19 protein-coding genes are annotated in these 22,464 nt (G+C 64.5%); 13 read left to right on the top strand and 6 right to left on the bottom strand.

Annotated features, from left to right (window positions below; genetic code table 11):
- The 8 genes from ACP7EY_RS17145 to lpxC all read left to right on the top strand — a co-directional run bounded on the left by ACP7EY_RS17145 (position 1) and on the right by lpxC (position 9,538).
- A complete protein-coding gene (locus tag ACP7EY_RS17145) occupies positions 1–972 on the top strand; it encodes a D-alanine--D-alanine ligase (RefSeq protein ID WP_426195701.1) in 972 nt (323 codons plus the stop codon).
- 2 nt (positions 973–974) lie between these two features.
- Positions 975–1,805, top strand: a complete 831-nt coding sequence (locus tag ACP7EY_RS17140; RefSeq protein ID WP_426195699.1) for a cell division protein FtsQ/DivIB — start codon at positions 975–977, stop codon at positions 1,803–1,805.
- 9 nt (positions 1,806–1,814) lie between these two features.
- The gene (gene ftsA / locus ACP7EY_RS17135) at positions 1,815–3,047 is read left to right on the top strand and encodes a cell division protein FtsA (RefSeq protein WP_426195697.1); all 1,233 of its coding nucleotides are present in this window, start codon (positions 1,815–1,817) and stop codon (positions 3,045–3,047) included.
- Positions 3,048–3,215: 168 nt separating this feature from the next.
- Complete coding sequence (gene ftsZ, locus ACP7EY_RS17130) at positions 3,216–4,436, top strand: cell division protein FtsZ (RefSeq protein ID WP_426195696.1); 1,221 nt, start codon at positions 3,216–3,218, stop codon at positions 4,434–4,436.
- Between the two features lie 293 nt (positions 4,437–4,729).
- Positions 4,730–6,976 (top strand): putative bifunctional diguanylate cyclase/phosphodiesterase, encoded by a 2,247-nt coding sequence (locus ACP7EY_RS17125; protein ID WP_426195694.1) that lies wholly within the window; start codon positions 4,730–4,732, stop codon positions 6,974–6,976.
- 123 nt (positions 6,977–7,099) lie between these two features.
- The gene (locus tag ACP7EY_RS17120) at positions 7,100–7,606 is read left to right on the top strand and encodes a peroxiredoxin (protein WP_426195693.1); all 507 of its coding nucleotides are present in this window, start codon (positions 7,100–7,102) and stop codon (positions 7,604–7,606) included.
- Positions 7,607–7,724: 118 nt separating this feature from the next.
- Positions 7,725–8,567 carry a DMT family transporter gene (locus ACP7EY_RS17115; RefSeq protein ID WP_426195773.1) on the top strand — a complete coding sequence of 281 codons (843 nt, stop codon included), beginning with the start codon at positions 7,725–7,727 and terminating at the stop codon, positions 8,565–8,567.
- A gap of 35 nt (positions 8,568–8,602) precedes the next feature.
- Positions 8,603–9,538 (top strand): UDP-3-O-acyl-N-acetylglucosamine deacetylase, encoded by a 936-nt coding sequence (gene lpxC, locus ACP7EY_RS17110; RefSeq protein ID WP_426195691.1) that lies wholly within the window; start codon positions 8,603–8,605, stop codon positions 9,536–9,538.
- Between the two features lie 49 nt (positions 9,539–9,587).
- On the opposite strand, the gene ACP7EY_RS17105 is transcribed toward lpxC, so the two are convergent.
- Positions 9,588–10,082, bottom strand: a complete 495-nt coding sequence (locus ACP7EY_RS17105; protein ID WP_426195689.1) for a DciA family protein — start codon at positions 10,080–10,082, stop codon at positions 9,588–9,590.
- Positions 10,083–10,311: 229 nt separating this feature from the next.
- Here ACP7EY_RS17105 and secA point away from each other — a divergent pair, with 229 nt between their 5' ends.
- Positions 10,312–13,086 carry a preprotein translocase subunit SecA gene (gene secA / locus ACP7EY_RS17100; RefSeq protein WP_426195687.1) on the top strand — a complete coding sequence of 925 codons (2,775 nt, stop codon included), beginning with the start codon at positions 10,312–10,314 and terminating at the stop codon, positions 13,084–13,086.
- Between the two features lie 430 nt (positions 13,087–13,516).
- Here the strand turns inward: secA and ACP7EY_RS17095 are convergent, their stop codons facing one another.
- The 3 genes from ACP7EY_RS17095 to ACP7EY_RS17085 all read right to left on the bottom strand — a co-directional run bounded on the left by ACP7EY_RS17095 (position 13,517) and on the right by ACP7EY_RS17085 (position 17,224).
- The gene (locus ACP7EY_RS17095) at positions 13,517–14,584 is read right to left on the bottom strand and encodes an AI-2E family transporter (RefSeq protein WP_426195686.1); all 1,068 of its coding nucleotides are present in this window, start codon (positions 14,582–14,584) and stop codon (positions 13,517–13,519) included.
- Positions 14,585–14,621: 37 nt separating this feature from the next.
- Positions 14,622–16,232, bottom strand: coding sequence for a DUF945 family protein (locus tag ACP7EY_RS17090; RefSeq protein WP_426195685.1), 1,611 nt, complete (start codon positions 16,230–16,232; stop codon positions 14,622–14,624).
- 113 nt (positions 16,233–16,345) lie between these two features.
- Complete coding sequence (locus ACP7EY_RS17085; RefSeq protein ID WP_426195684.1) at positions 16,346–17,224, bottom strand: SAM hydrolase/SAM-dependent halogenase family protein; 879 nt, start codon at positions 17,222–17,224, stop codon at positions 16,346–16,348.
- Positions 17,225–17,537: 313 nt separating this feature from the next.
- Here ACP7EY_RS17085 and argJ point away from each other — a divergent pair, with 313 nt between their 5' ends.
- Genes argJ through ACP7EY_RS17065 form a run of 4 tightly spaced genes read left to right on the top strand, consistent with a single transcriptional unit; the run spans position 17,538 to position 21,431 of the window.
- Entirely contained in the window at positions 17,538–18,776 is a 1,239-nt protein-coding gene (gene argJ, locus ACP7EY_RS17080) for a bifunctional glutamate N-acetyltransferase/amino-acid acetyltransferase ArgJ (protein ID WP_426195683.1), read from the top strand.
- Between the two features lie 3 nt (positions 18,777–18,779).
- Positions 18,780–19,661: an ATP-binding protein gene (locus ACP7EY_RS17075; protein ID WP_426195682.1), complete on the top strand. Its 882-nt coding sequence runs from the start codon at positions 18,780–18,782 to the stop codon at positions 19,659–19,661.
- The gene (locus ACP7EY_RS17070; protein ID WP_426195681.1) at positions 19,658–20,116 is read left to right on the top strand and encodes an NUDIX domain-containing protein; all 459 of its coding nucleotides are present in this window, start codon (positions 19,658–19,660) and stop codon (positions 20,114–20,116) included. Before ACP7EY_RS17075 ends, ACP7EY_RS17070 begins: the two co-directional genes overlap by 4 nt.
- 19 nt (positions 20,117–20,135) lie before the next feature.
- Positions 20,136–21,431 (top strand): D-amino acid dehydrogenase, encoded by a 1,296-nt coding sequence (locus ACP7EY_RS17065; protein ID WP_426195680.1) that lies wholly within the window; start codon positions 20,136–20,138, stop codon positions 21,429–21,431.
- Positions 21,432–21,443: 12 nt separating this feature from the next.
- Here the strand turns inward: ACP7EY_RS17065 and yacG are convergent, their stop codons facing one another.
- Positions 21,444–21,620, bottom strand: a complete 177-nt coding sequence (yacG, locus tag ACP7EY_RS17060) for a DNA gyrase inhibitor YacG (protein ID WP_426195678.1) — start codon at positions 21,618–21,620, stop codon at positions 21,444–21,446.
- Positions 21,621–21,637: 17 nt separating this feature from the next.
- Positions 21,638–22,393 (bottom strand): cell division protein ZapD, encoded by a 756-nt coding sequence (gene zapD, locus ACP7EY_RS17055; protein ID WP_426195676.1) that lies wholly within the window; start codon positions 22,391–22,393, stop codon positions 21,638–21,640.
- Between the last annotated feature and the right edge of the window lie 71 nt (positions 22,394–22,464).

The raw sequence follows: 22,464 nt of genomic DNA, 5'->3' as shown, positions 1-22,464 counted from the left end.
ATGAACACTGTATCGACGATCGATGTGGGCGCGCTGGGCAAGGTCGGCGTGCTGTTCGGCGGCCGCTCGGCCGAGCGCGACATCTCGCTGATGTCCGGCGCCGGCGTGCTGGCGGCGCTGCGTAGCCGCGGGGTCGACGCCCACCCCTTCGACACAGGCCTGCGCAGCCTGGCCGAACTGGCCGGCGAAGGCTACGACCGCGTCTTCATCGCCCTGCACGGGCGCTTCGGCGAAGACGGCAGCCTGCAGGGCGCCCTCGAACAGATGGGCATCGCCTACACCGGCAGCGGGGTCATGGCCAGCGCCATCGCGATGGACAAGATCGCCACCAAGATGATGTGGCTGCAAAAAGGTTTGCCGACCCCGACCTACGCCGAGATCGAGGCGGGCGCCGAACTGGCGCCCGTGCTGGCGCAACTGGGCCTGCCGCTGATCGTCAAGCCGCCCCACGAGGGCTCGACCATCGGCATCACCAAGGTCGAACAGGCCGACGCCTTCCAGGCGGCGGTCGACCTGGCCGCCCGCTTCGACGACGTCGTGCTGGCCGAGCAGTTCATCACGGGGCGCGAATTTACCGTCGCCATCCTGGGCGCCGGCAGCGGCGCGCGCGCGCTGCCGATCTGCGAAATCGTCGCCCCGCAGGGCAACTACGATTACCAGAACAAGTATTTTACGGACGACGTGCAGTATTTTTGCCCGGCCGCGCTGGACGCCGCACTGGGCGCGCACATGCAGCGCCTGGCGCTGGCGGCGTATCGCGCGCTCGGTTGCGAAGGCTGGGGGCGCATCGATTTCATGCTGCGCGAAGCGGACCAGCAGCCCTTCCTGATCGAGGCGAATACCTCGCCCGGCATGACCGGCCATTCGCTCGTGCCGATGGCCGCGCGCGCGCTGGGCATCAGCTACGAGGACCTGTGCCTGGAGATCCTGGCCGGCGCCCGTCTGAAACTGCAGCAAGGGCAGGGCCAATAATCATGTGGCAAGACGTCCGCGCCCTCAATGCAAGCGCCAATGGCCTGCTGGCCATGGTGGTGCTCGCGTGCGTCGCATCAGGCGTGTGGTGGGTGTCGCAGCGGCCCATGTTCACCCTGCGCAGCGTGCGCGTCGAGAGCATGTACGACATTGAACTCAAACGGGTGAACGAACTGACCTTGCGCGCCGGCGTGATCGGCAAATTCAAGGGCAATTTTTTCACCACCAACCTCGAGCAGGTCCGCACCGCGTTCGAATCGGTGCCGTGGGTGCGCCGCGCCACCGTGCGCCGCGAGTGGCCCGACCAGCTGATCGTGTCGATCGAAGAGCACGAGCCGCTCGGTACCTGGGGCGAGGACGGCCGCCTGCTGTCAGTCAAGGGCGACGTGTTTACCGCCAACCTGGCCGAAGCCGACGAGGACCACGCGCTGCCCGCGTTCGATGGTCCCGAAGGCAGCGAAAAAGATGTGCTGGCCCGGTTCGGCCAGCTGCGCGCCTGGTTCGCGCCCGTCAAGCTGACGCCCGAGTCGCTCAGTCTGTCGAGTCGTTACGCCTGGACGGTCAGGCTCGACAACGGCATGCAGGTGGCGCTGGGGCGCGAACAGGATCACAACACCATGCGCGAGCGGGTGCAGCGCCTGGTGAAGATCTATCCGCAGCTGGCCGCGCGCGTGCCGGACATCGAAACGATCGACATGCGCTACCAGAACGGCCTGGCGCTGGCCGCCAGCGGCCTGAAAATCGCCAAGGACGGCAAGCTCGTGCCCAAGCCGGTCGCCCGGAAAACCAGCCCGTCCACCCAACCCAACACCAAAGCAAGCACCCAGCACTAGGCCATAAAAATGACAAAAGACGCTAAAAACCTCATCGTCGGACTCGACATCGGCACCTCGAAAGTGGTGGCGGTGGTCGCCGAAGTGATGTCCGATGGCCGCCACGAGGTGATCGGCCTGGGCCAGCACGAGTCGCGCGGCCTGAAAAAAGGCGTGGTCGTGAACATCGAGGCGACCGTCGAATCGATCCAGCGCGCGCTCGAAGAGGCCGAGCTGATGGCCGACTGCAAGATCCGCAATGTCTACGCGGGCATCGCCGGCAGCCATATCCGCTCGTTCAATTCGAGCGGCATGGTGGCCATCAAGGACAAGGAAGTGACCGCCACCGACGTCGCCCGCGTCATCGAGACGGCCAAGGCGGTCAACATCCCCACCGACCAGCAGCTGCTGCACACGGTGCCGCAGGAATTCATCGTCGACAGCCAGGAAGACGTGCGCGAACCGATCGGCATGAGCGGCATCCGCCTTGAAGTGCGCGTGCACATCGTCACCGGCGCCGTCTCGGCGGTGCAGAACATCGTCAAGTGCGTGCGCCGCTGCGGCCTGGAAGTGTCCGACCTGATCCTGCAGCCGATGGCCTCGGCCGACGCCGTGCTCACGCCCGACGAGAAGGAACTGGGCGTGGTGCTGATCGACATCGGCGGCGGCACCACCGACATCGCCGTGTTCAGCGACGGCGCGATCCGCCACACGGCGGTGATCCCCATCGCCGGCGACCAGATCACCAACGACATCGCCATGGCCTTGCGCACGCCCACCTCGGAAGCGGAAGAAATCAAGATCCGCTACGGCGTGGCCAAGCAGGTGCTGGCCGATCCGGGCGAGCAGCTCGAAGTGCCGGGCCTGGGCGACCGCGGTCCGCGCACCCTGTCGCGCCAGGCGCTGGCGGCCGTCATCGAGCCGCGCGTGGAAGAGCTGTTCGCCATGGTGCACCAGGTGGTGCGCGACTCCGGTTACGAGGGCGTGCTCTCGTCGGGCATCGTGCTCACGGGCGGCACCGCGATCATGCCGGGCATGGTCGAAATGGCCGAGGATATTTTCCTCAAGCCGGCGCGCCTGGGCACCCCGGACTACCGCGGCCAGCTGGCCGACGTGGTGCGCAGCCCCCGTTACGCGACCGTGCTGGGACTGCTGCTGGAAGCGAAAAAACAATACCTGCGCGGGCACATCGTCACGCGCCAGGACGGCTCCGTGAAAGCGGTGTTCCAGCGGATGAAAGAATGGTTTTTAGGGAATTTTTAAACGGTTTTGCAGGACAAGTTAGCAGCAGGGCAGCACGGTTTGGCAGTGGCAGCACAAGAGCACACACACATTTTATTTATTAACGCAGGTGCGGTTTTCAACCCCCAGGTTTCATCCACAGCATGAGTCCTGGCGCTTGGAAACGGCAATTTGATTAGGAGTTTCATCATGGAGTTCGATATGGTCGATAATGCAGCAATCGGTACCGTCATCAAGGTGGTGGGCGTCGGCGGCGCCGGCGGCAACGCAGTGCAGCACATGATCAACAAGGGCGTGAGCGGCGTCGAATTCATCGCCGCCAACACCGACGCGCAGGCGCTGGCCGCTTCGAGCGCCCACAACATCATCCAGATCGGCGACTCGGGCCTGGGCGCCGGCATGAAGCCGTCGGTCGGCCGCCAGCTCGCCGAAGACTCGCGCGCGCGCATCGAAGACTCGCTGCGCGGCGCGCACATGGTCTTCATCGCCGCCGGCATGGGCGGCGGCACCGGCACCGGCGCCGCCCCGATCGTGGCCGAAATCGCCAAGGCGATGGGTGCGTTGACGGTGGCGGTGGTATCGAAGCCGTTTTCCTACGAAGGCCAGAAGTGCATGGACATCGCCGAGGAAGGCCTCGACGAATTGAGCAAGCACGTCGACTCGCTGATCATCATCCTCAATGAGAAGCTCGAAGAGATCTACGAAGACGAAAGCATGATCGACTGGATGAAGCACGCCGACGATGTGCTCAACAACGCCGTTGCCGGTATCGCCGAGATCATCAATGTGCCCGGTCACATCAACGTCGACTTCAACGACGTCAAGACCATCATGGGCGAGCAGGGCAAGGCCATGATGGGCACCGCCACCGCCTCCGGCGTGGACCGTGCGCGCATCGCCGCCGAACAGGCAGTGGCCTCGCCGCTGCTCGACGGGATCGACCTGTCCGGCGCGCGCGGCGTGCTGGTCAACGTCACCGCCTCGCGCGGCCTGAAGGGCAAGGAAATCAAGGAAGTCATGGCCGCCGTGCGCGCCTTTGCCGCCCCTGATGCTTCGATCGCCCAGGGCATCGCCTACGACGACGCGATGGGCGACGACATCCGCGTCACCGTCGTCGCCACCGGCCTGGGCAAAGCCAAGAAAGCCATCCAGCTGGTGCAGCAGCCGATGCTGCGTACCGGCACCCACGGCGGCCTCGGCGCGCAGCCGATGATGGCGTCGGGCGGCGGCCTGTCGGCGTCGGCCGGCGTCACCATGGGCTCGGCCTCGGCCGGCCACGCCGCCGTCGACGGCATGAAGCAGCCCGCCGTATGGCGCCGCGAGCAGGCCTCCGAGCAGGTCCAGGCAATGCAGCGCAATGGCGTCGAGACCTACGATATTCCGGCTTTCCTGCGCAAGCAGGCGGACTAAGCGCCAGTAGCCAAGGGGCGGAGAGCGCCATGCCGCTGAAGGCGCGTGGCAGCATCCAAAGAAAGGGGACCGGCACTGCCGGGCCCCTTTTTTGTTGTTGGATGGGCCGATGTCAGCACAAATGCTCCTAATGGTATATCGTCATTAATAACTATCAGTTACTGACAAGCATTGTTTTACTGTTGCCCCGGTGTGGACTACACTCGGACCTCTATGTTTGTCTGTTAATAGCGATGGCAGCATCATGCTGTATCGCGCACCTGGGTACTCCCCCAGCAATTGTCTGAATGCCGATGCCCGCGACCGCTGAAACCTACTTCCTGTTTTCCCTTGCAGTCGATGTCAGTTTGTGTTTCATGCTGTCCCTGGTCTGGTTTCGGCAGCGCAGCGAGTGGCAAGCCCTATTCTGGGCAGTGAGCCAACTGAGCCTGTCGTCCACCGCCTTGCTGTGGTTCGCGGTGCCGGACCATCCGCTCAAACCGCCCATTGCCGCCCTTGCACTGACCATCGCCGTCACCGCACTGTGGGCTGGAACGGCGTATTTTCTCGGCGGCCTGCGCCGTAGCGCGTGGCGGCCCGCCACGCTCGTTGCCGGTGCGATCTGGCTGGTGCTGACCTTGTGCTGGCTGGCCTGGCCGTCCTCGATCGAGCAGTCCACCGCGGCCGCGCTCGGTGTGGCCATGGGGTGGGCCGGCTTCCAGTTGGTGCGCCAAGGCAGCGTCTATCGCCTGTTGGGATGCCTGCTGCTCATTCGCGGCCTGTTCAATCTGTCCACTGCACTGGGGTGGTTGGCGCTCGATTTCACCGCGTGGCTGCTGTTTCTGGTCGCCGTCAAGACACTGACCTTGTTAGGCGTGCTCAGCGCGGTACAGGAAAAGATACGGCGCCGCTATGCGCACAAGCTCGACAGCCTTGCCAGTGCCCTGCTGGTGGTCGACCGGGATGCTCGCGTTGTCGAGGCCAGCCAGCGCTGCGCTGCCAAGCTGGGCTACGCCACGCCGGCCGCGCTCCACGGCCAGCTACTGTCGGACCTGATCGACGGGCCGCTGCCGGCGCTGGTACAGGACTGGCTGGACCGCCCGCGAGAGCCGGCCGGCGTGCTCGCGCCGGTGGAGACGGTGTTGATCCGCAAGGACGGTAGCGAACTGCCGCTCGACGTGATTGCCGCGCGCTTCGACGAAGGGGGGCTGCGCTTCTTCAGCCTGCAGCTGATCGATGTCAGCGAGCGCAAGAAGAAAGATGCACAGCTGTTCCACCAGGCGCGCCACGACAGCCTGACCGGTGCGCTCAACCGCTTCGGCCTGCTGCAGGCGATCGAGAAGGCGCCTGTCGCCCATTACGCCGTGCTGTTCATCGACCTCGACCGCTTCCAGCGCATCAACGACTGCTTCGGCCACGCGGTGGGCGACCAACTGCTCAGGCAGGTGGGTGAAGTCTTGCGGGGACAACTGGGCCCGCAAGACTGCCTGGCCCGCCTCAACGGCGATAAATTCGTCATCGTCCTGCGCCCTCCCGCTGGCAGCGTCATTGGCGATCTTGCCAGCGCCTGCGGCGCCCTCGTGCTGGCGGCCTTGCGGGCCGGCCTGGTGATCGATTTTCAGACCGTGACGGTGTCGGCCAGCATCGGCCTGGCCTGCTGCCCGCAGCACGGCGAGGATGCCGCAACCCTGATCAATACTGCCGAAACGGCCATGTATGAAGTCAAGAAGAGCGGGCGCGGCATGCTGCGCGTATTCGATCCCGCCATGAACGCCAGCGCCAGGGATGCCCTGGCCATTGATGCGGCGCTGCGCCGCGCGATCAGGGAGGGCGAACTGCACGTGCTGTACCAGCCCATCGTCGATACCACCAGCGGCGAGTTGAAAAAGGTCGAGGCCCTGCTGCGCTGGACCAGCCCCACGCTGGGCATCGTGTCGCCCGACCGCTTCATCCCCGTCGCCGAGGAGACCGACCTGATCATCGAGCTGGGCGCCTGGGTGCTCGATGAAGCCTGCCGCCAGCTGCGCGCGGGGAACGGCGCGGCAGGCGACATCGCCGTCAGTGTGAACGTCTCGCCGCGCCAGCTGGCCGACCCTGGCTTCATCGACCTGGTCGAGCGCGTGCTGGCGCGCTACGCGCTGGCGGCGCCCCAGCTGGAACTGGAGCTGACCGAGCGGGTGCTGATCGACGGCCGCGTCAACGCGCAGGCGGTGCTGGGCCGGTTGAGCGCGATGGGGGTGCGGATTTCCCTCGACGACTTCGGCACCGGTTATTCCTCGCTCAGCTACCTGACCCGCTTTCGCATCGACACGCTCAAGATCGACCGCTCCTTCGTGATGGACATCGAGCGCAACGCGCGCAGCCGCAGCCTGGTCAGCACCATCGTCGGCATGGGCCACAGCCTGGGCCTGGAAGTGGTGGCCGAAGGGGTCGAAACGGCGGCGCAGGCGGCCGCCCTGGGCGGCATGGGCTGCCACTGCCTGCAGGGGTACTTGATCGCGCGGCCGATTGCGCCGGACCAGCTGCTGCGGCTCGTCGCCGAGCGCGCGGCCGCCTGCTGAGACGGCGGCGCGGCGGGACGATCCCTGCACGGTTTGTGCGGATCAGGCATACTCTCAGGCGCATCTCCCGGCGCACTGTGGCGCCGGGCTATTTCACCCTACAACAACATCCAGGAGTCCACCATGACCATCCAAGTTGGCGATACCCTGCCAGACGGCACGCTCGCAGAATTCATCGAAACCGAAACCGCCGGCTGCGCGCTGGGACCGAACCAGTTCCAGGCCGCCGACCTCGTCAAGGGCAAGAAAATCGCCATCTTCGGTCTGCCAGGCGCGTTCACGCCAACCTGCTCGGCCCAGCACGTGCCCGGCTACGTCGCCCACGCCGACGCCTTCAAGGCCAAGGGCGTCGATGAAATCTGGTGCATCTCCGTCAACGACGCCTTCGTCATGGGCGCCTGGGGCCGCGATCAGAAAGCCACTGGCATCGTGCGCATGATGGCCGACGGTAACGCCGACTTCAGCAAAGCGCTGGGCCTCGATGCGGACTTCTCCAAGCATGGCATGGGCACGCGCTCGCAGCGTTACTCGCTGCTGGTCGAAGACGGCGTCGTCAAGCAATTGAACGTCGAGCAGGGCGGCGGCCTGAAAGTATCGGGCGCTGACACGCTGCTCGAACAGCTGGGCTAAGATTTATCCCAGGCTGCACCAACGGCGCCGCGGCGCCGTTTTTTTATCGCTGATTTTTTAGAAGGCCCCGATGGCCAGCACCCTCATTCGCACCAGCAACCTGCGCAGCATCTACGCCATGCTGTGCGCGGTGGCCCTGTTTTCCGTCATGGACACCTGCATGAAACTGCTCTCGGGCACCTACCCGGCCATGCAGGTGGCGGCGCTGCGCGCGCTCACCTCGCTGCCGCTGGTGCTGGCCTACGTGGGCTGGCGCGGCGCGTTCGGCGCCATGTTCAAGGTGCGCTGGGGCATGCACCTGATGCGCGGCGTGCTGGGCATCGCCATGCTGTCGCTGTTCGCCTTCGGCATCCAGACGCTGTCGCTGGCCGAGGCGTATTCGATCTTTTTTATCGCGCCCGCCCTGATCACCGCCCTGTCCGTGCTGTTTTTGAAGGAAACCGTCAATGCCGCGCGCTGGGCCGCCATCGTCGTCGGCCTGGTCGGCGTGCTGGTGGTGCTGCGCCCCAGCGGCGCCGGCATGCTGACCCTGGGCGGGCTGGCCGTGCTGGGCGCGGCCGCCATGTATGCGGTGTCGGCCATTTCGGCGCGCATCCTCTCGCGCACCGATCGCAGCGAGCACATGGTGCTGTGGCTGATGCTGTTCATTGCGATCGGCGCGGGCGCGCTGGCCGCGCCCCACTGGGTGGCCGTGCGCGCCAGCGATACCGGCCTGCTGTGCGCGCTGGCCGTCAGCGGCTTCCTGGGGCAACTGGCCATCACCGAAGCGTTCGGCTACGGCGAAGCGTCGAAGGTGGCGCCGTTCGAATACACGGCGCTCGCCTTCGGGGTGGGCTTCGACTGGCTGTTGTGGAACACGCTGCCCGACCGCTATACCATGGTGGGCGCGGCGATTATCATTGGCAGCGGACTGTACCTGTTGCGCCACGAGGGCAGCCATGCCGAGGCGGAACATCCCTGAGCACGGCAGTATTTCAAACTGGATATAATCGCCCCATGTTAAAGCAAACAACCCTCAAGCATCCCGTGCGCACCACCGGGGTCGGCTTGCATTCGGGCACCAAGGTCGTGCTCAGCCTGCGCCCGGCCGCCGTCGATACGGGCATCGTGTTCCGCCGCGTCGATCTCGACCCCGTCGTCGAGTTTCCCGCCAGCGCGGGCGTGGTGGGCGACACCCGCATGGCGTCTGTGTTGATCAAGGGCGCCGCCCGCGTCTCCACGGTCGAGCACCTGATGTCGGCCTGCGCGGGACTGGGCATCGACAATCTGTATGTCGACGTGTCCGCCGAGGAAATTCCCATCATGGACGGCTCGGCCGCGTCCTTCGTCTACCTGCTGCAGCAGGCCGGCCTGCAAGAGCAGGAGGCGCCGAAAAAATTCATTCGCGTGCTCAAGGATGTCGAGGTGCGCCAGGGCACGGGGGCGCAGGAAAAATGGGCGCGACTGTCGCCCCACGACGGTTTCAAGCTCGATTTTTATATCGAATTTAACCACCCGGCGGTCGACGGCACCACCCAGCGCGCCTCGGTCGACTTCGGCGTCGTGTCCTACGTCCACGACGTGGCGCGCGCGCGCACCTTCGGCTTCATGCAGGATGTGGAAAGTTTAAGGGGGATGGGCCTGGCGCGCGGCGGCTCGCTGGAAAACGCCATCGTCATGGACGAATACCGGATCCTCAATTCGGACGGCTTGCGCTACGAAGACGAATTCGTGCGCCACAAGATTCTCGACGCCATCGGTGACTTGTATTTGGTGGGCCATCCCTTGTTGGCCAGTTACAGCGCCCACAAATCGGGGCACGGCCTGAACAACCTGCTGCTGCTCGAATTGCTCAAGGACCCTGCGGCCTACGAAATCGTCAGTTACGACCGCGCCGCCGTCGCGCCCCAGTCGTATATCCGGCAAATGGCGCGCGAGTGGGCGCTCACTTGAGTGTTTAAAATGATACGATTTTACGGGGTTTTGCAGTAAAGCCGTATCATTAACGCCGGCGCGCGGCCATCGCCTTGATGGCGGCGATCAGGCGGGCATTTTGCGGTGTGTCGGGCAACTCGTCGCCCAGTTGGGCGAACGCTTGCACGGCCGTTTGCGGAAAATCGAGCTGGCGCGTGTGCACCACCGGGGCGATCGAGCGTGTCACCTGCACCTTGAGCCTGATCTGGTCGACTTGCCAGCCCCGTTGCTGGAGGGCGCCCTGCAGCTTCGGCACCTGCTGCTTGAGCTTGGCCGCGACGGCCGAGGTGGGCACCGCCAGCACCAGCTGCGCTTCTTCGAACGAGAGCACGTCGCAATTGGCGAACATGGGCGGCAGGGCGTCGGCGCAGTCTTTCTGCAGGCGCGCCATGCGCATGGCGGTGGGCAACAGGCTGGCCATGCGCGCGTTGCCGCTTAAAAAATCGGTGGCCCCGATCGAGGTCTGGCGAGAACGGGTGCCGTAAATGTGGCCGCCGCGTTGATCTGGAGTGGTAAAGCGCATGATGCACAACATAACACAGGAGGGCGCCGCGCTGGTGGCGGGCTGCCACCCGGCGGAGCAATTCGACAACTTTCTTTACCAGGCGCACTTGTTATCGCGCGGGATAACCCCAAGTGGGGCAGGATCGCGTGATAAAATCACTCTCTTTTTGCCAATGGCGGCTGGTATCCGGTAACTTCGTGTTACGACTCCAGCTCTTTTTCGCGGCGCATTTTTCAAGAATTTAAGCATGTCATTACTGACCCAGATTTTCGGCAGCCGCAACCAGCGTCTGCTTAAGCAATACAAAAAGACGGTGGCCCAGATCAATGCGCTCGAAGCGCAGATGGAAGCCCTGTCGGATGCCGAGCTGCAGGCGAAAACGCCGGAGTTCAAGAAGCGGGTCGCCGCCGGCACCTCGCTCGACGATTTGCTGCCGGAGGCGTTCGCCGTCTGCCGCGAAGCGGCGCGCCGCGTGCTGAAAATGCGCCATTTCGATGTGCAGATGATCGGTGGCATGGTCCTGCACTTCGGCAAAATCGCCGAAATGGGCACGGGCGAGGGCAAGACCCTGATGGCGACCCTGCCGACCTACCTCAACGCGCTGTCCGACAAGGGCGTGCACGTCATCACCGTCAACGACTACCTGGCCCAGCGCGATGCCGAGTGGATGGGCCGCCTGTACGGCTGGCTGGGCCTGACGACGGGGGTGAACCTGTCGCAGATGGACCACGACACCAAGCAGGCCGCCTACGCCGCCGACATCACCTACGGTACCAACAACGAATTCGGCTTCGACTACCTGCGTGACAATATGGTCTACGACAAGTCGGAGCGGGTCCAGCGGGGCCTGAACTTCGCCGTCGTCGATGAAGTCGACTCGATCCTGATCGATGAAGCGCGCACCCCGCTGATCATCTCCGGCCAGGCCGAGAACCACACCGACCTGTACGTGCAGATCAATGCGCTGCCGCAGATGCTGACCTTGCAGGTGGGCGAAGAGACCCCCGACGGCAAGGGCGTTGTCGAAGTCGCCGGCGACTACACGCGCGACGAAAAAGCCCACACCGTGCTGCTGACGGAAGCGGGCCACGAAAAGGCCGAAGCGATCCTCACCAAGATGGGCCTGCTGCCGGAAGGCGCCTCGCTCTACGACGCCGCCAACATCACCCTGATCCACCATTTGTATGCGGCGCTGCGTGCCCATGCGCTGTTCCACAAGGACCAGCACTACGTGGTGCAAAACGACGAAGTCGTCATCGTCGATGAATTTACTGGCCGCCTGATGACGGGCCGGCGCTGGTCGGACGGCCTGCACCAGGCGGTCGAGGCGAAAGAGGGCGTGCGCATTCAAAACGAGAACCAGACGCTGGCCTCGATCACGTTCCAGAACTACTTCCGCATGTACGGCAAGCTGTCGGGCATGACCGGCACGGCCGACACGGAAGCGTACGAATTCCAGGAAATCTACGGCCTCGAGACGGTGGTGATTCCGCCCAACCGTCCGTCGCAGCGCAAGGACCGCCAGGACCAGGTCTACAAGACGTCGCAGGAAAAATACGGCGCCATGCTGGTCGATATCCGCGACTGCTTCGAAAGGGGCCAGCCCGTCCTGGTGGGCACCACGTCGATCGAAAACTCGGAGCTGCTCTCCGGTATCCTGACCGGCGCCGGGCTCCCCCACAACGTCCTCAACGCCAAGCAGCACGCCCGCGAAGCGGAGATCATCGCCCAGGCGGGACGGCCGAAGATGATCACCATCGCCACCAACATGGCAGGCCGCGGCACCGACATCGTCCTTGGCGGTAACGTCGAAAAGCAGATCCAGTTCATCGACGCCAACGAGAGCCTGTCCGCCGCCGAGAAAGCAGCCCAGGCCGACACCATCCGCAACGAGTGGAAATCGCTCAACGAACACGTGGTGGGTGCCGGCGGCCTGCACATCGTCGGCACCGAGCGGCACGAATCGCGCCGCGTCGACAACCAGTTGCGCGGCCGTTCGGGGCGCCAGGGCGATCCCGGTTCTTCGCGCTTCTACCTGTCGCTCGACGACAGCCTGCTGCGCATTTTCATGGGCGACCGCGTGCGCCAGATCATGGACCGCCTGAAGATGCCGGAAGGCGAACCGATCGAAGCGGGCATGGTCACGCGTTCGATCGAGACGGCGCAGCGCAAGGTCGAAGCGCGTAACTTCGACGTGCGCAAGCAGCTGCTCGAATACGACGACGTCGCCAATGATCAGCGCAAGGTGATCTACACCCAGCGTAACGAACTGCTGGAAACGCTCGATATTTCCGATCTGATCGCCTCGCTGCGCGCGGGTGTGTTCAACGATGTCGTGCGCATCCACGTGCCGGCCGAATCGGTCGAAGAGCAGTGGGATATCCCGGCGCTGGAAAACGCCCTGGCCAACGAGTGGAGCCTGCCGGTGCCACTGGCGCAAGCGCTGGCGGCCGATGCCAACATCACCGACGAGGACATCCTCGAGAAGGTGCAGGCAGCGGCGAACGCGTCGTACGATGCAAAAATCGCCATCGTCGGCAAGGAATCGTTCGGCGGCTTCGAGCGCAGCGTCATGCTGCAGGCTGTCGACAGCCACTGGCGCGAACACCTGGCGGCGCTGGACCACCTGCGCCAGGGTATCCACCTGCGCGGCTACGCCCAGAAGAACCCGAAGCAGGAATACAAGCGCGAAGCGTTCGAACTGTTCGGCAGCATGCTCGACGAGATCAAGAACGAAGTGATCCGCCAGATCATGCAGGTGCGCATCCAGTCACGCGAAGAAGTGGACGCTGCCGAAGCGGCCATGGCCGAGCAGCAGGCACACCTGGAAAACATCAGCTACCAGCACGCCGACTACCAGCCGAACGCCACCCCGGAAGAACTGCTGGCGCCGGCGCCCGGTGAAGTCAACGCTGTCGATGACCCGGCCACGACCTACAACGGCATGAAGGTGGGACGCAATGACGCTTGCCCTTGCGGTAGCGGCAAGAAGTTCAAGGCGTGTCATGGAAAGTTGAGTTAATCAAACAAAAGTGAAAACCTACTTTTGTTTGTGTTAGCCAGATAAAAAAGCCCCCGGCAGAGCCGGGGGGCTTTTTCAGTATACGCAACCCCGATTCGGATCAACGTTCGCCTCGGGGAATCAAACAAAAGTGAAACCCTACTTTTGTTTGTGTTAGTCAGATAAAAAAGCCCCCCGGCAGAGCCGTGGGGCTTTTTCAGTATACGCAAACCCGATTCAGGATCAACGTTCGCCTCGGGGAATCAAACAAAAGTGAAACCCTACTTTTGTTTGTGTTAGTCAGATAAAAAAGCCCCCCGGCAGAGCCGTGGGGCTTTTTCAGTATACGCAAACCCGATTCAGATCAACGTTCGCCTCGGGGAATCAAACAAAAGTGAAACCCTACTTTTGCGATCGGGCTTGTGCTGGGGCTGCGCCCCCCTTGTCGGTCTCAATGGCCCGGCTTGACGCCGGGGCCGAACAGGTTTTCTTCGTGCCACAGGGTGACGAACAAGGTCATGACCACGGGGCCGATGAACAGGCCCACCAGGCCCAGCGTTTCGACGCCGCCCAGGATGCCGAACAATACTGCCAGGAAGGGCAGGGCGGTGGCGTTGCCGATGATGGTGGGGCGGACGAAATGGTCGGCGATGAACAGCACCGTGGTGCCGGCGACGATGACGACGACGGCCGCCACCAGGTGGCCGCCGATGGCCAGAACAGCGGCCACGGCGAGGAAGGCGACGGGCGCGCCGAACGGGATGATGGCGAGGATGCCGGTGGCGGCGCCCCACAGCACGCTCGAGGGCACCCCGGCGAAGGCATACACGATCCCCAGCAGCAGCCCCTCGGCCAGGCCCACCAGCACCAGCCCGTTGACGGTGGCGCGCACGGCGGTGGGCACCTTGGTGGCGTACAGCGTCCAGCGCGGGCGGCCCATGCAGTCGCTGCCGATGGCCTCAAGCTGGCGCACCAGCGCGGGGCCGTCCTTGTAAAAGAAGAACAGGGTGACGAAGGCGAAGCCGATGTCGATCAGACGGTGCACCAGGTGCGCGCCCACATTGCGCAGCACCTCGCTGGCGCTTTTCAGGCGCGCCACCGAGCCGTCCTGCAGCAGGTGGGCAATGCCGTGCGGCTGCCCCAGGGTGGTGCTCCACCAGTCATGGACGGTGACGCCGGCCATGGGAATGCGCAGCAGCCAGGCGGGCGCCGCCAGGCCGTTGTTGTTGGCGTCGGCGATCAGCGCCGCCAGCGCCGGCGCCTCGTGCGTCGCCTCGCTCAGGGCCACTGCCAGCGGCACGATGAACAGCAGGGCCGCAATCACGGTGGCGGCCAGGGCGGCGACGATCTGGCGGCCGTTGAACAGCCGCAGCAGCCGCGCGAACATGGGCCAGGTGGCGATGCACAAGATGCCGGCCCACACCACCGGCAGGAAAAAGCGCTGCGTGACGAAGGCCGCCAGCACAATGATGGCCAGCGAAAAACACGTACTTAAAATATCGCGTTGTGTCTCGGACATGCGTCGCCGCCCCTTTCAGTCGATCGAAGACAAGCGCTCAGGGGCGCGTGCTGCCCGCTTCGCGCACCACTTTCCACAGCACCGGCACATCGACCGGCTGGCCGTTGCGCAGCGCGGGAATGTAGACGCAGCGGGCGGCCGCCGCCAGCGCCGCCTGATCGTAGTCGGGCCGGTTGCTGGGCGAGGCGAGGGTGACGTTGCGCACGCTGCCGTCGGCCTTCACCAGCAGCCGCATGGACAGCGCGAGGGGCGCGTCGGCCTTGACGACATCGTCCGGATAAGCCGGCAGCACGCAGCGCGCGTCGATGCGGCGCGCCTGCATCATCTGCGGCGACGCGGCCGCCACGCTGCCCGTGCCCGTGCCCGTGCCCGTGCCCGGCATGGGCGGCAGCGGCGCTGCCTTGCCGTTGATGCGCAGTCCCTGCGCGGCGTTGTACACGATCTCGCTCGAGAGGGTGTCGCCGTCGAGGCGCACGAAGCCGCTCGAGACCATTTTGCCCAGCGCCAGGTCGTTCATGGTGCCGGCCAGTTGGGCCACCGCCTGCGGGTCGGCCTGGCCATTGTTCTTCGCCCGCACCTGGATCTCGGCCATCGCCGTCGACACCTCGCGCAGCAGCGCCAGCGGCGCTTTCACGGACAGGCGCAGCGCCAGTTTTTTCAGCAGCACGGCGGCATTGTCGGCGTCCGCTTCAAGCGCCCCTTCCAGGCTCACGCGGCCACTGGCGCGCACGCTCTGGCCGTGGAAGCTGGCGCTGATTTCATCGATTTCGAGGGCGGTGCCGCTGCGGATCGCGCCGCGCGCCAGGCTTCTGAACAGGGGCCGCATCTGCGCCATTCTCTGCTCCGGTGTGCCGCCAATGGCCGCCGTCGAGGCGCCATATTTTTGCAGCTCGAGCAGGCTCTGGCGGTCGATCGAGGTCAGCCGGGTGGCGATCTTGATGTTGTCGACGCCCTCCGCGCCGATGCCCAGCCGGCGCACGTCGAACTGGTAAGCCATTTCGCCGCGGCTTTGCTGGTCGCGCAGGGCGTAGTTGATGCGGATGCCCTCGAAGGCGATGCGCGGTCCGGCTGCAGTGGTGCCACGCGCCTGCGGCTCGAACGCCACGCTGTCGATGTCGACGGTGCCGCTGCCGAACCACAGCAGGTCGGCGCTGCGCTGCTGCTGCAGGGCCAGCTTCAAGCCGCTCAGCGTCACCCGCACGTCCTTGTCGCTGCCCGCCATCTGCGGCCAGCTGCCGGTGACGTCCACGCTGCGGCCATCGCCGCCGACGGCGAAATCGACGGGGAACGCCGCCCAGTCGACCGTGCTGCCGTCGCCGTCCCTGAAATGCAAGGGCGCCAGCACGCCCCGGTAATTGGCCGCGCCGGGACCGGCCGGCAGCCGGCTGAGGGTCCAGGCGGGCGTGCTGCCGTAGATTTTTTCCAGCAGGGCGGCAGTGGCGGGCGTGTGGCGAAACTGCAGCAATGCGTCCAGCCGCTGCTGGGGCGGCAGCGACACCGGCGTGGCCCCGCTCAATTCCTGCGCCATCGCCGACATGGCCTTGGCCACCGGGCCGGGCGGGGACGGCGGTTTGGGCGCCGTGGCGGGCGCGGCATGGACGGTGGCGGCAAGGACGGCGACGGCGGCGAACAGGAAGGATGGTTTCACGATTGAATGATCAAGTTGAAAATATTTTCCATTATCAACTTAATGGACCCGAAAGTCACCTGCCCCGGTGCGCGCCTTGAGGCCATCTATAAAAACCTCTGCCACGTCCGCGCCTATCGATCCAGCGGCGTCACATCGATCAACCAGTCCACGCCAGATTCAATTTTATGTTCCGCAGCATAGCTTCCCAGGTTCAGGGCGACGGAAATATTCATCAAACTGTTCACATACACGAGCGGTTTGCCGACAGGCACTTCACCAAACGTGTTTTGATACGGGGCGACCAGTTGATCGACCAGATCCTTGCCGTGATAAATACGCACCTGCACCGGGTCACCGATCTTGACGCCGAGGCGGTCGAACATGGTCTTCGGTATATTGCTCCAGACATTGCCGTACTGAACGTCAAGCACCGGGATCATCCCCTTGACCACGTTGCCGGTGTGCGATGGCTTCAAATAGGGGATCAATACCAGGCGATCTGCGGAAATTCGGGGGCCGACCTGCTCGAAGCGGATTTTTCCCGACGCCAGTCGTGCACCTGTATAGCCGAATACATCGCGTCCGTGGAAGGTGTGGGAGTCTTCCGAGCCTTTCAAGCGGTTGATTGTTTCATCGATCTGCCGTACTTCGGCAATCCCTTCGTGCTCCGCCACGAACGTGAGCAAACCATTGTTGGGGCCGACAAAATAGTGATTTTTTTTGGTTTTCAGGACCACCGACAAGCGTTCGGTGCCAACGCCGGGATCGATGACGGTCACGAAGACGGTGCCGGATTGCCAGTAAGGCGATACCTGGTGTAAACGATAGGCGCCCGCAAAAATCGACTCCGGCGATTCATGGCTCAGATCGGAAATCAATAGTTTGGGTGACACGCTGTAGGCGACGCCTTTCATTTCCGAGACGGCGCCATCCTTGGTGCCAAAATCGGTGTACAGCACCAGCGGGCCGGCGCCATGGGCCGCCTGGGTTAGGCAGATGAGCGAGGTCATGACCAATTGCTTGAGTAGTTTCATAGATCCGTGATCGGTAGTGAGCAAGATTAATTTCCCATGCCAATACTTTACTCGATGGGCTGACAGACAAGAAAAAACCTCAAACGTTCATGCACGTTCTCCATGATCTGGCGAGTTCACCTGCGATGCCGGGGCGTTTCACGATCCCGCTGAGGTTCGCGCAAGCCGGTTCAGTTCGGGGCCAGGCTCTGATGGCGGACGCGGGCAGATGGCATTGGACGGGTGACGCGTTACAATAGCGGCTCGTGTTTTTCCTTCGTTTTTTGACTTTTTTTTGATTGAGATCGCCATGGCCGTCAACTCCCCGCTGCCCGTCGCCGCTGAACTGAAACCTGTCGCTGGCATCGAGATCGGGTACGCCCAGGCCGGCATCAAGAAACCGGGCCGCAAGGACGTGCTGGTGATGCGCCTGGCCGACGGCGCCACCGTCGCCGGCGTCTTCACCAGGAACCGCTTCTGCGCCGCTCCCGTGCAACTGAGCAAAGCCCACCTGGCCGCGGTGACGGCGGGCGGCGCGCCGATCCGCGCGCTGCTGGTCAATACGGGCAACGCCAATGCGGGCACGGGCGAAGCGGGCCTGGCCAACGCGCAGCAAACCTGCACCGCGCTGGCCGCGCTGCTGGACTGCGCGCCGGAACAGATTTTGCCGTTCTCCACCGGCGTCATTCTCGAGCCCCTGCCGGTCGAAAAAATCGTCGCCGGCCTGCCCGCCGCCATCGCCAATCTGACCGCGGACAACTGGTTCAACGCGGCCGAAGCCATCATGACCACCGACACCCAGCCGAAAGCGGCCTCGCGCACGGTGCGCATTGGCGGTCACAGCGTCACCATGACGGGCATCAGCAAGGGCGCCGGCATGATCAAGCCGAACATGGCCACCATGCTGGGTTACCTGGCCTTCGATGCGACGGTGGCGCAAGGCGTGCTCGATGAGCTGGTGCGCCACGCGGCCGACCAGTCGTTCAACTGCATCACCATCGACGGCGACACCTCGACCAACGATTCCTTCATGCTCATCGCCACCGGCGCCGGCACGCTGGTCATCGACAGCACCGACTCGGACGACTACCGCGCCCTGCGCGACGCCGTCACCGACATTTCGCGCAACCTGGCCCAGCAGATCATCCGCGACGGCGAAGGCGCCACCAAGTTCATCACCATCACCGTCGAGCAGGGCCAGTCGGTCGAGGAATGCCGCAAGATCGCCTACGCCATCGCCCACTCGCCGCTGGTGAAGACGGCGTTCTTCGCCTCCGACCCGAACCTGGGCCGCATCCTCGCCGCCATCGGCTACGCCGGCGTCGATGACCTCGACGTCAACCTGCTCGACCTGTACCTCGACGACGTCTGGGTGGCAAAAAGCGGCGGGCGCAATCCCGATTACCAGGAAGCCGATGGCCAGCGCGTCATGAAGCAAAGCGAAATCCTGGTGCGCGTCACGCTCGGCCGCGGCGCCGCCGCCGCCACCGTCTGGACCTGCGACCTGTCGCACGAGTACGTGACGATCAACGCCGACTACCGCTCGTAAGCGATGACGCCGCTCGAGCAGTTCCTGGTGCGCGCCGAAGCCCTGCTGGCGCGCGTCGAAGCGGTGCTGCCGCCGGCGCCCCCGCGCGAGCCGGACTGGCGGCGCAGCTTCGCCTTCCGCTGGAAAAAGCGCAACGGCCATGGCCACCTGGCACCGGTGACGCATGCCGCCGCCATCACTCTGGACGACCTGCACAACATCGCCAGCCAGAAGCTGCAGATCGAGCAGAACACCCGCCAGTTCGTCCATGGGCGCCCCGCCAACAACGTGCTGCTGACGGGCGCGCGCGGCACCGGCAAGTCTTCCCTGATCAAGGCCTGCCTGAACCAGTTCGCCGGCGACGGCCTGCGCCTGATCGAAGTGGACAAGGCCGACCTGGCCGACCTGGCCGACATCGTCGAACTGGTGGCTGGCCGGCCCGAGCGCTTCATCGTGTTCTGCGACGACCTCTCGTTCGAGGAAGGCGAGAGCGGCTACAAAGCCCTGAAGGTGGCGCTGGACGGCTCGATCGCCGCGCAGTCGGACAATGTGCTGATCTACGCCACCTCCAACCGCCGCCACCTGATGCCCGAGCGGATGAGCGACAACGCCGGCTATTCCAGCGACGACAACGGCGACCTGCATCCGGGCGAGACGGTCGAGGAAAAAATCTCGCTGTCCGAGCGCTTCGGCCTGTGGCTGTCGTTCTACCCGTTCAAGCAGGACGACTACCTCGACATCGTCGGCCACTGGCTGGCCAGTTTCGGCTGCGACGCCGCGCAGATCGGGCAGGCGCGCGCCGAGGCCCTGCGCTGGGCCCTGCAGCGCGGTTCGCGCTCGGGCCGGGTGGCCTGGCAGTTCGCCAAGGATTACGCGGGCAAGCTGGCCGAGGGTCCCGCCGCATGAGCGGCGCACCGGCGCCGGCCGCAGGTCCCATCGATGTCGTCGTCGGCATCCTGGTGCAGCCCAATGGCGACGTGCTGCTGGGCCAGCGCCCCGCCGGTAAACCGTATGCCGGTTACTGGGAATTCCCGGGCGGGAAAGTCGAGCCGGGCGAAGCCTTGTTCGCCGCCTTGCAGCGCGAATTTCTCGAAGAGCTGGGCTTGATGATCGACAGCGCCGAACCGTGGTGCGGGGTCGAACACGTGTACGAACACGCTCACGTGCGCCTGCATTTCTATATCAGCCGCGCCTGGCGCGGCGCGCCGCAGGGCCTGGAGGGGCAGGCCTTTGCGTGGCAGGGCAAGGTGGCCGTCGCGCCCCTGCTGCCAGCCACGATTCCCCTGCTTGAATGGCTTGACCAGTTGCGTTACTCCGCCCCTGCGCCGGCCCACCCGCCGGCCGCGGCGCCCGCTCTCTAACATCTGCAAGGGGTCGCACGTGAACATCATCGTCCTGGGAAGTGGCGTCATCGGCACCACCTCCGCCTACTACCTGGCCGAGGCGGGCCACCAAGTGACCGTCATCGACCGCCAGAGTGCACCCGGGATGGAAACGAGCTTCGCCAACGCCGGCGAGGTCTCGCCCGGCTATGCGGCGCCGTGGGCGGGGCCGGGGGTGCCCGCCAAGGCGGTCAAGTGGCTGATGATGCGCCACAGTCCACTGGTGCTGCGGCCTGCGTTCGACGCCGACATGTGGCGCTGGATGTTCCAGATGCTGGGCAACTGCAACCAGAAAAGCTACGAGATCAACAAGGGCCGCATGGTGCGCCTGGCCGAGTATTCGCGCGACTGCCTGGTCCAGCTGCGCCACGACACGGGCATCGCCTACGACGAGCGCAGCAAGGGCACCCTGCAGTTGTTCCGCACCCAGCAACAGCTCGACGGCTCGGCCGGCGACATCGCCGTGCTCGACCGGTACAAGGTGCCGTACGCGCTGCTCGATGCGCCCGGCTGCGAACGCTACGAGCCGGCCCTGAAGAACGTCCGCGGCAAATTTGTCGGCGGCTTGCAGCTGCCCGGCGACGAGACGGGCGACTGCTTCAAGTTCACCCAGCGGCTGGCCGAACTGGCCAGGGAACGCGGCGTGCAGTTCCGCCAGGGCGTGACCATCTCGCGCCTGGTGACGACGGGCGACAGGATCACCTCGGTCGTCACGGCCGACGGCGAGCTCACCGCCGACGCCTTCGTGCTGGCGCTGGGCAGCTATTCGCCGCTGCTGGCCCGGCAACTGGGCATCCGCCTTCCCGTCTATCCCGTCAAGGGCTATTCGATCACCATGCCCGTGGTCGACGCCGCCGGCGCGCCCGAGTCGACGGTGATGGACGAGACCTTCAAGGTGGCCATCACGCGGCTGGGCGACCGCATCCGCGTGGGCGGCACGGCGGAAATCGCCGGCTACGATCTGAGTTTGCGACAGGCGCGCCGCGACACCCTGGAACACTCGGTGACGGACCTGTTCCCGCACGGCGGCGACACCAGCCAGGCGCAGTTCTGGTGCGGCCTGCGGCCGATGACGCCGGACGGCACCCCGCTGATCGGGCCGACGCCGTATCGCAACCTGTTCTTGAATACGGGCCACGGCACGCTGGGCTGGACCATGGCGTGCGGCTCGGGCAGGGTATTGGCCGACCTGGTCAGCGCCCGCCAGCCGGAGATTGGCCTGGAAGGGTTGTTCATGGACCGCTACGCCAACGGCAACGGGCCGATCGTGGTGCCGGTGGGGGTGACTGTCTAGAGCGACGCGTTGCTACGCCAGCGGGTCGTCCAGCGGGTCCGTCGGCGTCGCCGCGGGAATCGTGTATTTTTCTTCGGCCCAGGCGCCCAGGTCGATTTGCTTGCAACGCTCGGAGCAGAACGGGCGGTATTTACTGGCCTCGGTCCATTCGACTTTGGCGGCGCAGGTAGGGCAGGATACGACTGTCATGGTGGATGATTCGCACTTCAAAAATTGCACAGCGTGAGTTCGAACGGCACATCGTCCTCGAGCGGTTTCGGCTTGAGGTCGCCGCCCTGGGTGGTAAACCGCACCCACAGCATGTATTTGTTGGCAGAGATTTCAGGGATCGCCCCCGATTTTTCATCGAGGGTCAGGCGCAGCATCTGGTACACCTTACCTTGCAGCATTTGTTGATAGCTGCCGGCGATGGCGATCATTTTAACGGGACCGCCCGAATCGCGCAGCAGGCGCAGCACCAGTGCGAGCGCGTCGAACAGGGGCGCGAGCGGGGCGAACCAGGCGTTGATGTCGTCGAAGCGCTGCTGGGCCGGGCGTTTCTGCCAGGCGTAATACGACGGTAAATCGAATTCGCAGGCGCCGCCGGGAATGATGGTGCGGCCCCGGATGCTCATCAGCCATTCGTTGTCGCGCACGTTCTGCCCCGTCTTGCCTTGGGCGGCGACCAGGCTGGCGCTGACCGTTTCGAGTTCGCCCAGGACGGCATCGAGCATCTCGGCGGCGACATTCGGATTGGAGCGGTAGCTGAGCAGACTTTGTTTTTGCCGCTCCAGTTCCTGCAGCAGGTCCGATTTCAGATCGGCGCGGCCGGCCACTTCGAGCATGTCGAAGATGGTCGAGAGGGCGACGTGGTGCTGCATCGGGTGTTCTTGATGGACAAAAAACTTGAATTTTTCGTACAAATCTTCCAGCCGCAACAACGTGCGTATGCGCTCGTTGAAAGGGTATTCGTAGACGATCAAAATGACATCCCTTTTGTGGTTGGAAGCGAATAATTCTCGTGATTCTGCAGCAAGCGCCCGGAAATTACAAA

It is taken from the genome of Massilia sp. DWR3-1-1, assembly GCF_049898325.1.
Classification (GTDB): Bacteria; Pseudomonadota; Gammaproteobacteria; order Burkholderiales; family Burkholderiaceae_D; genus JAFCUW01.
This window is presented reverse-complemented; position numbering and strand designations above follow the sequence as displayed.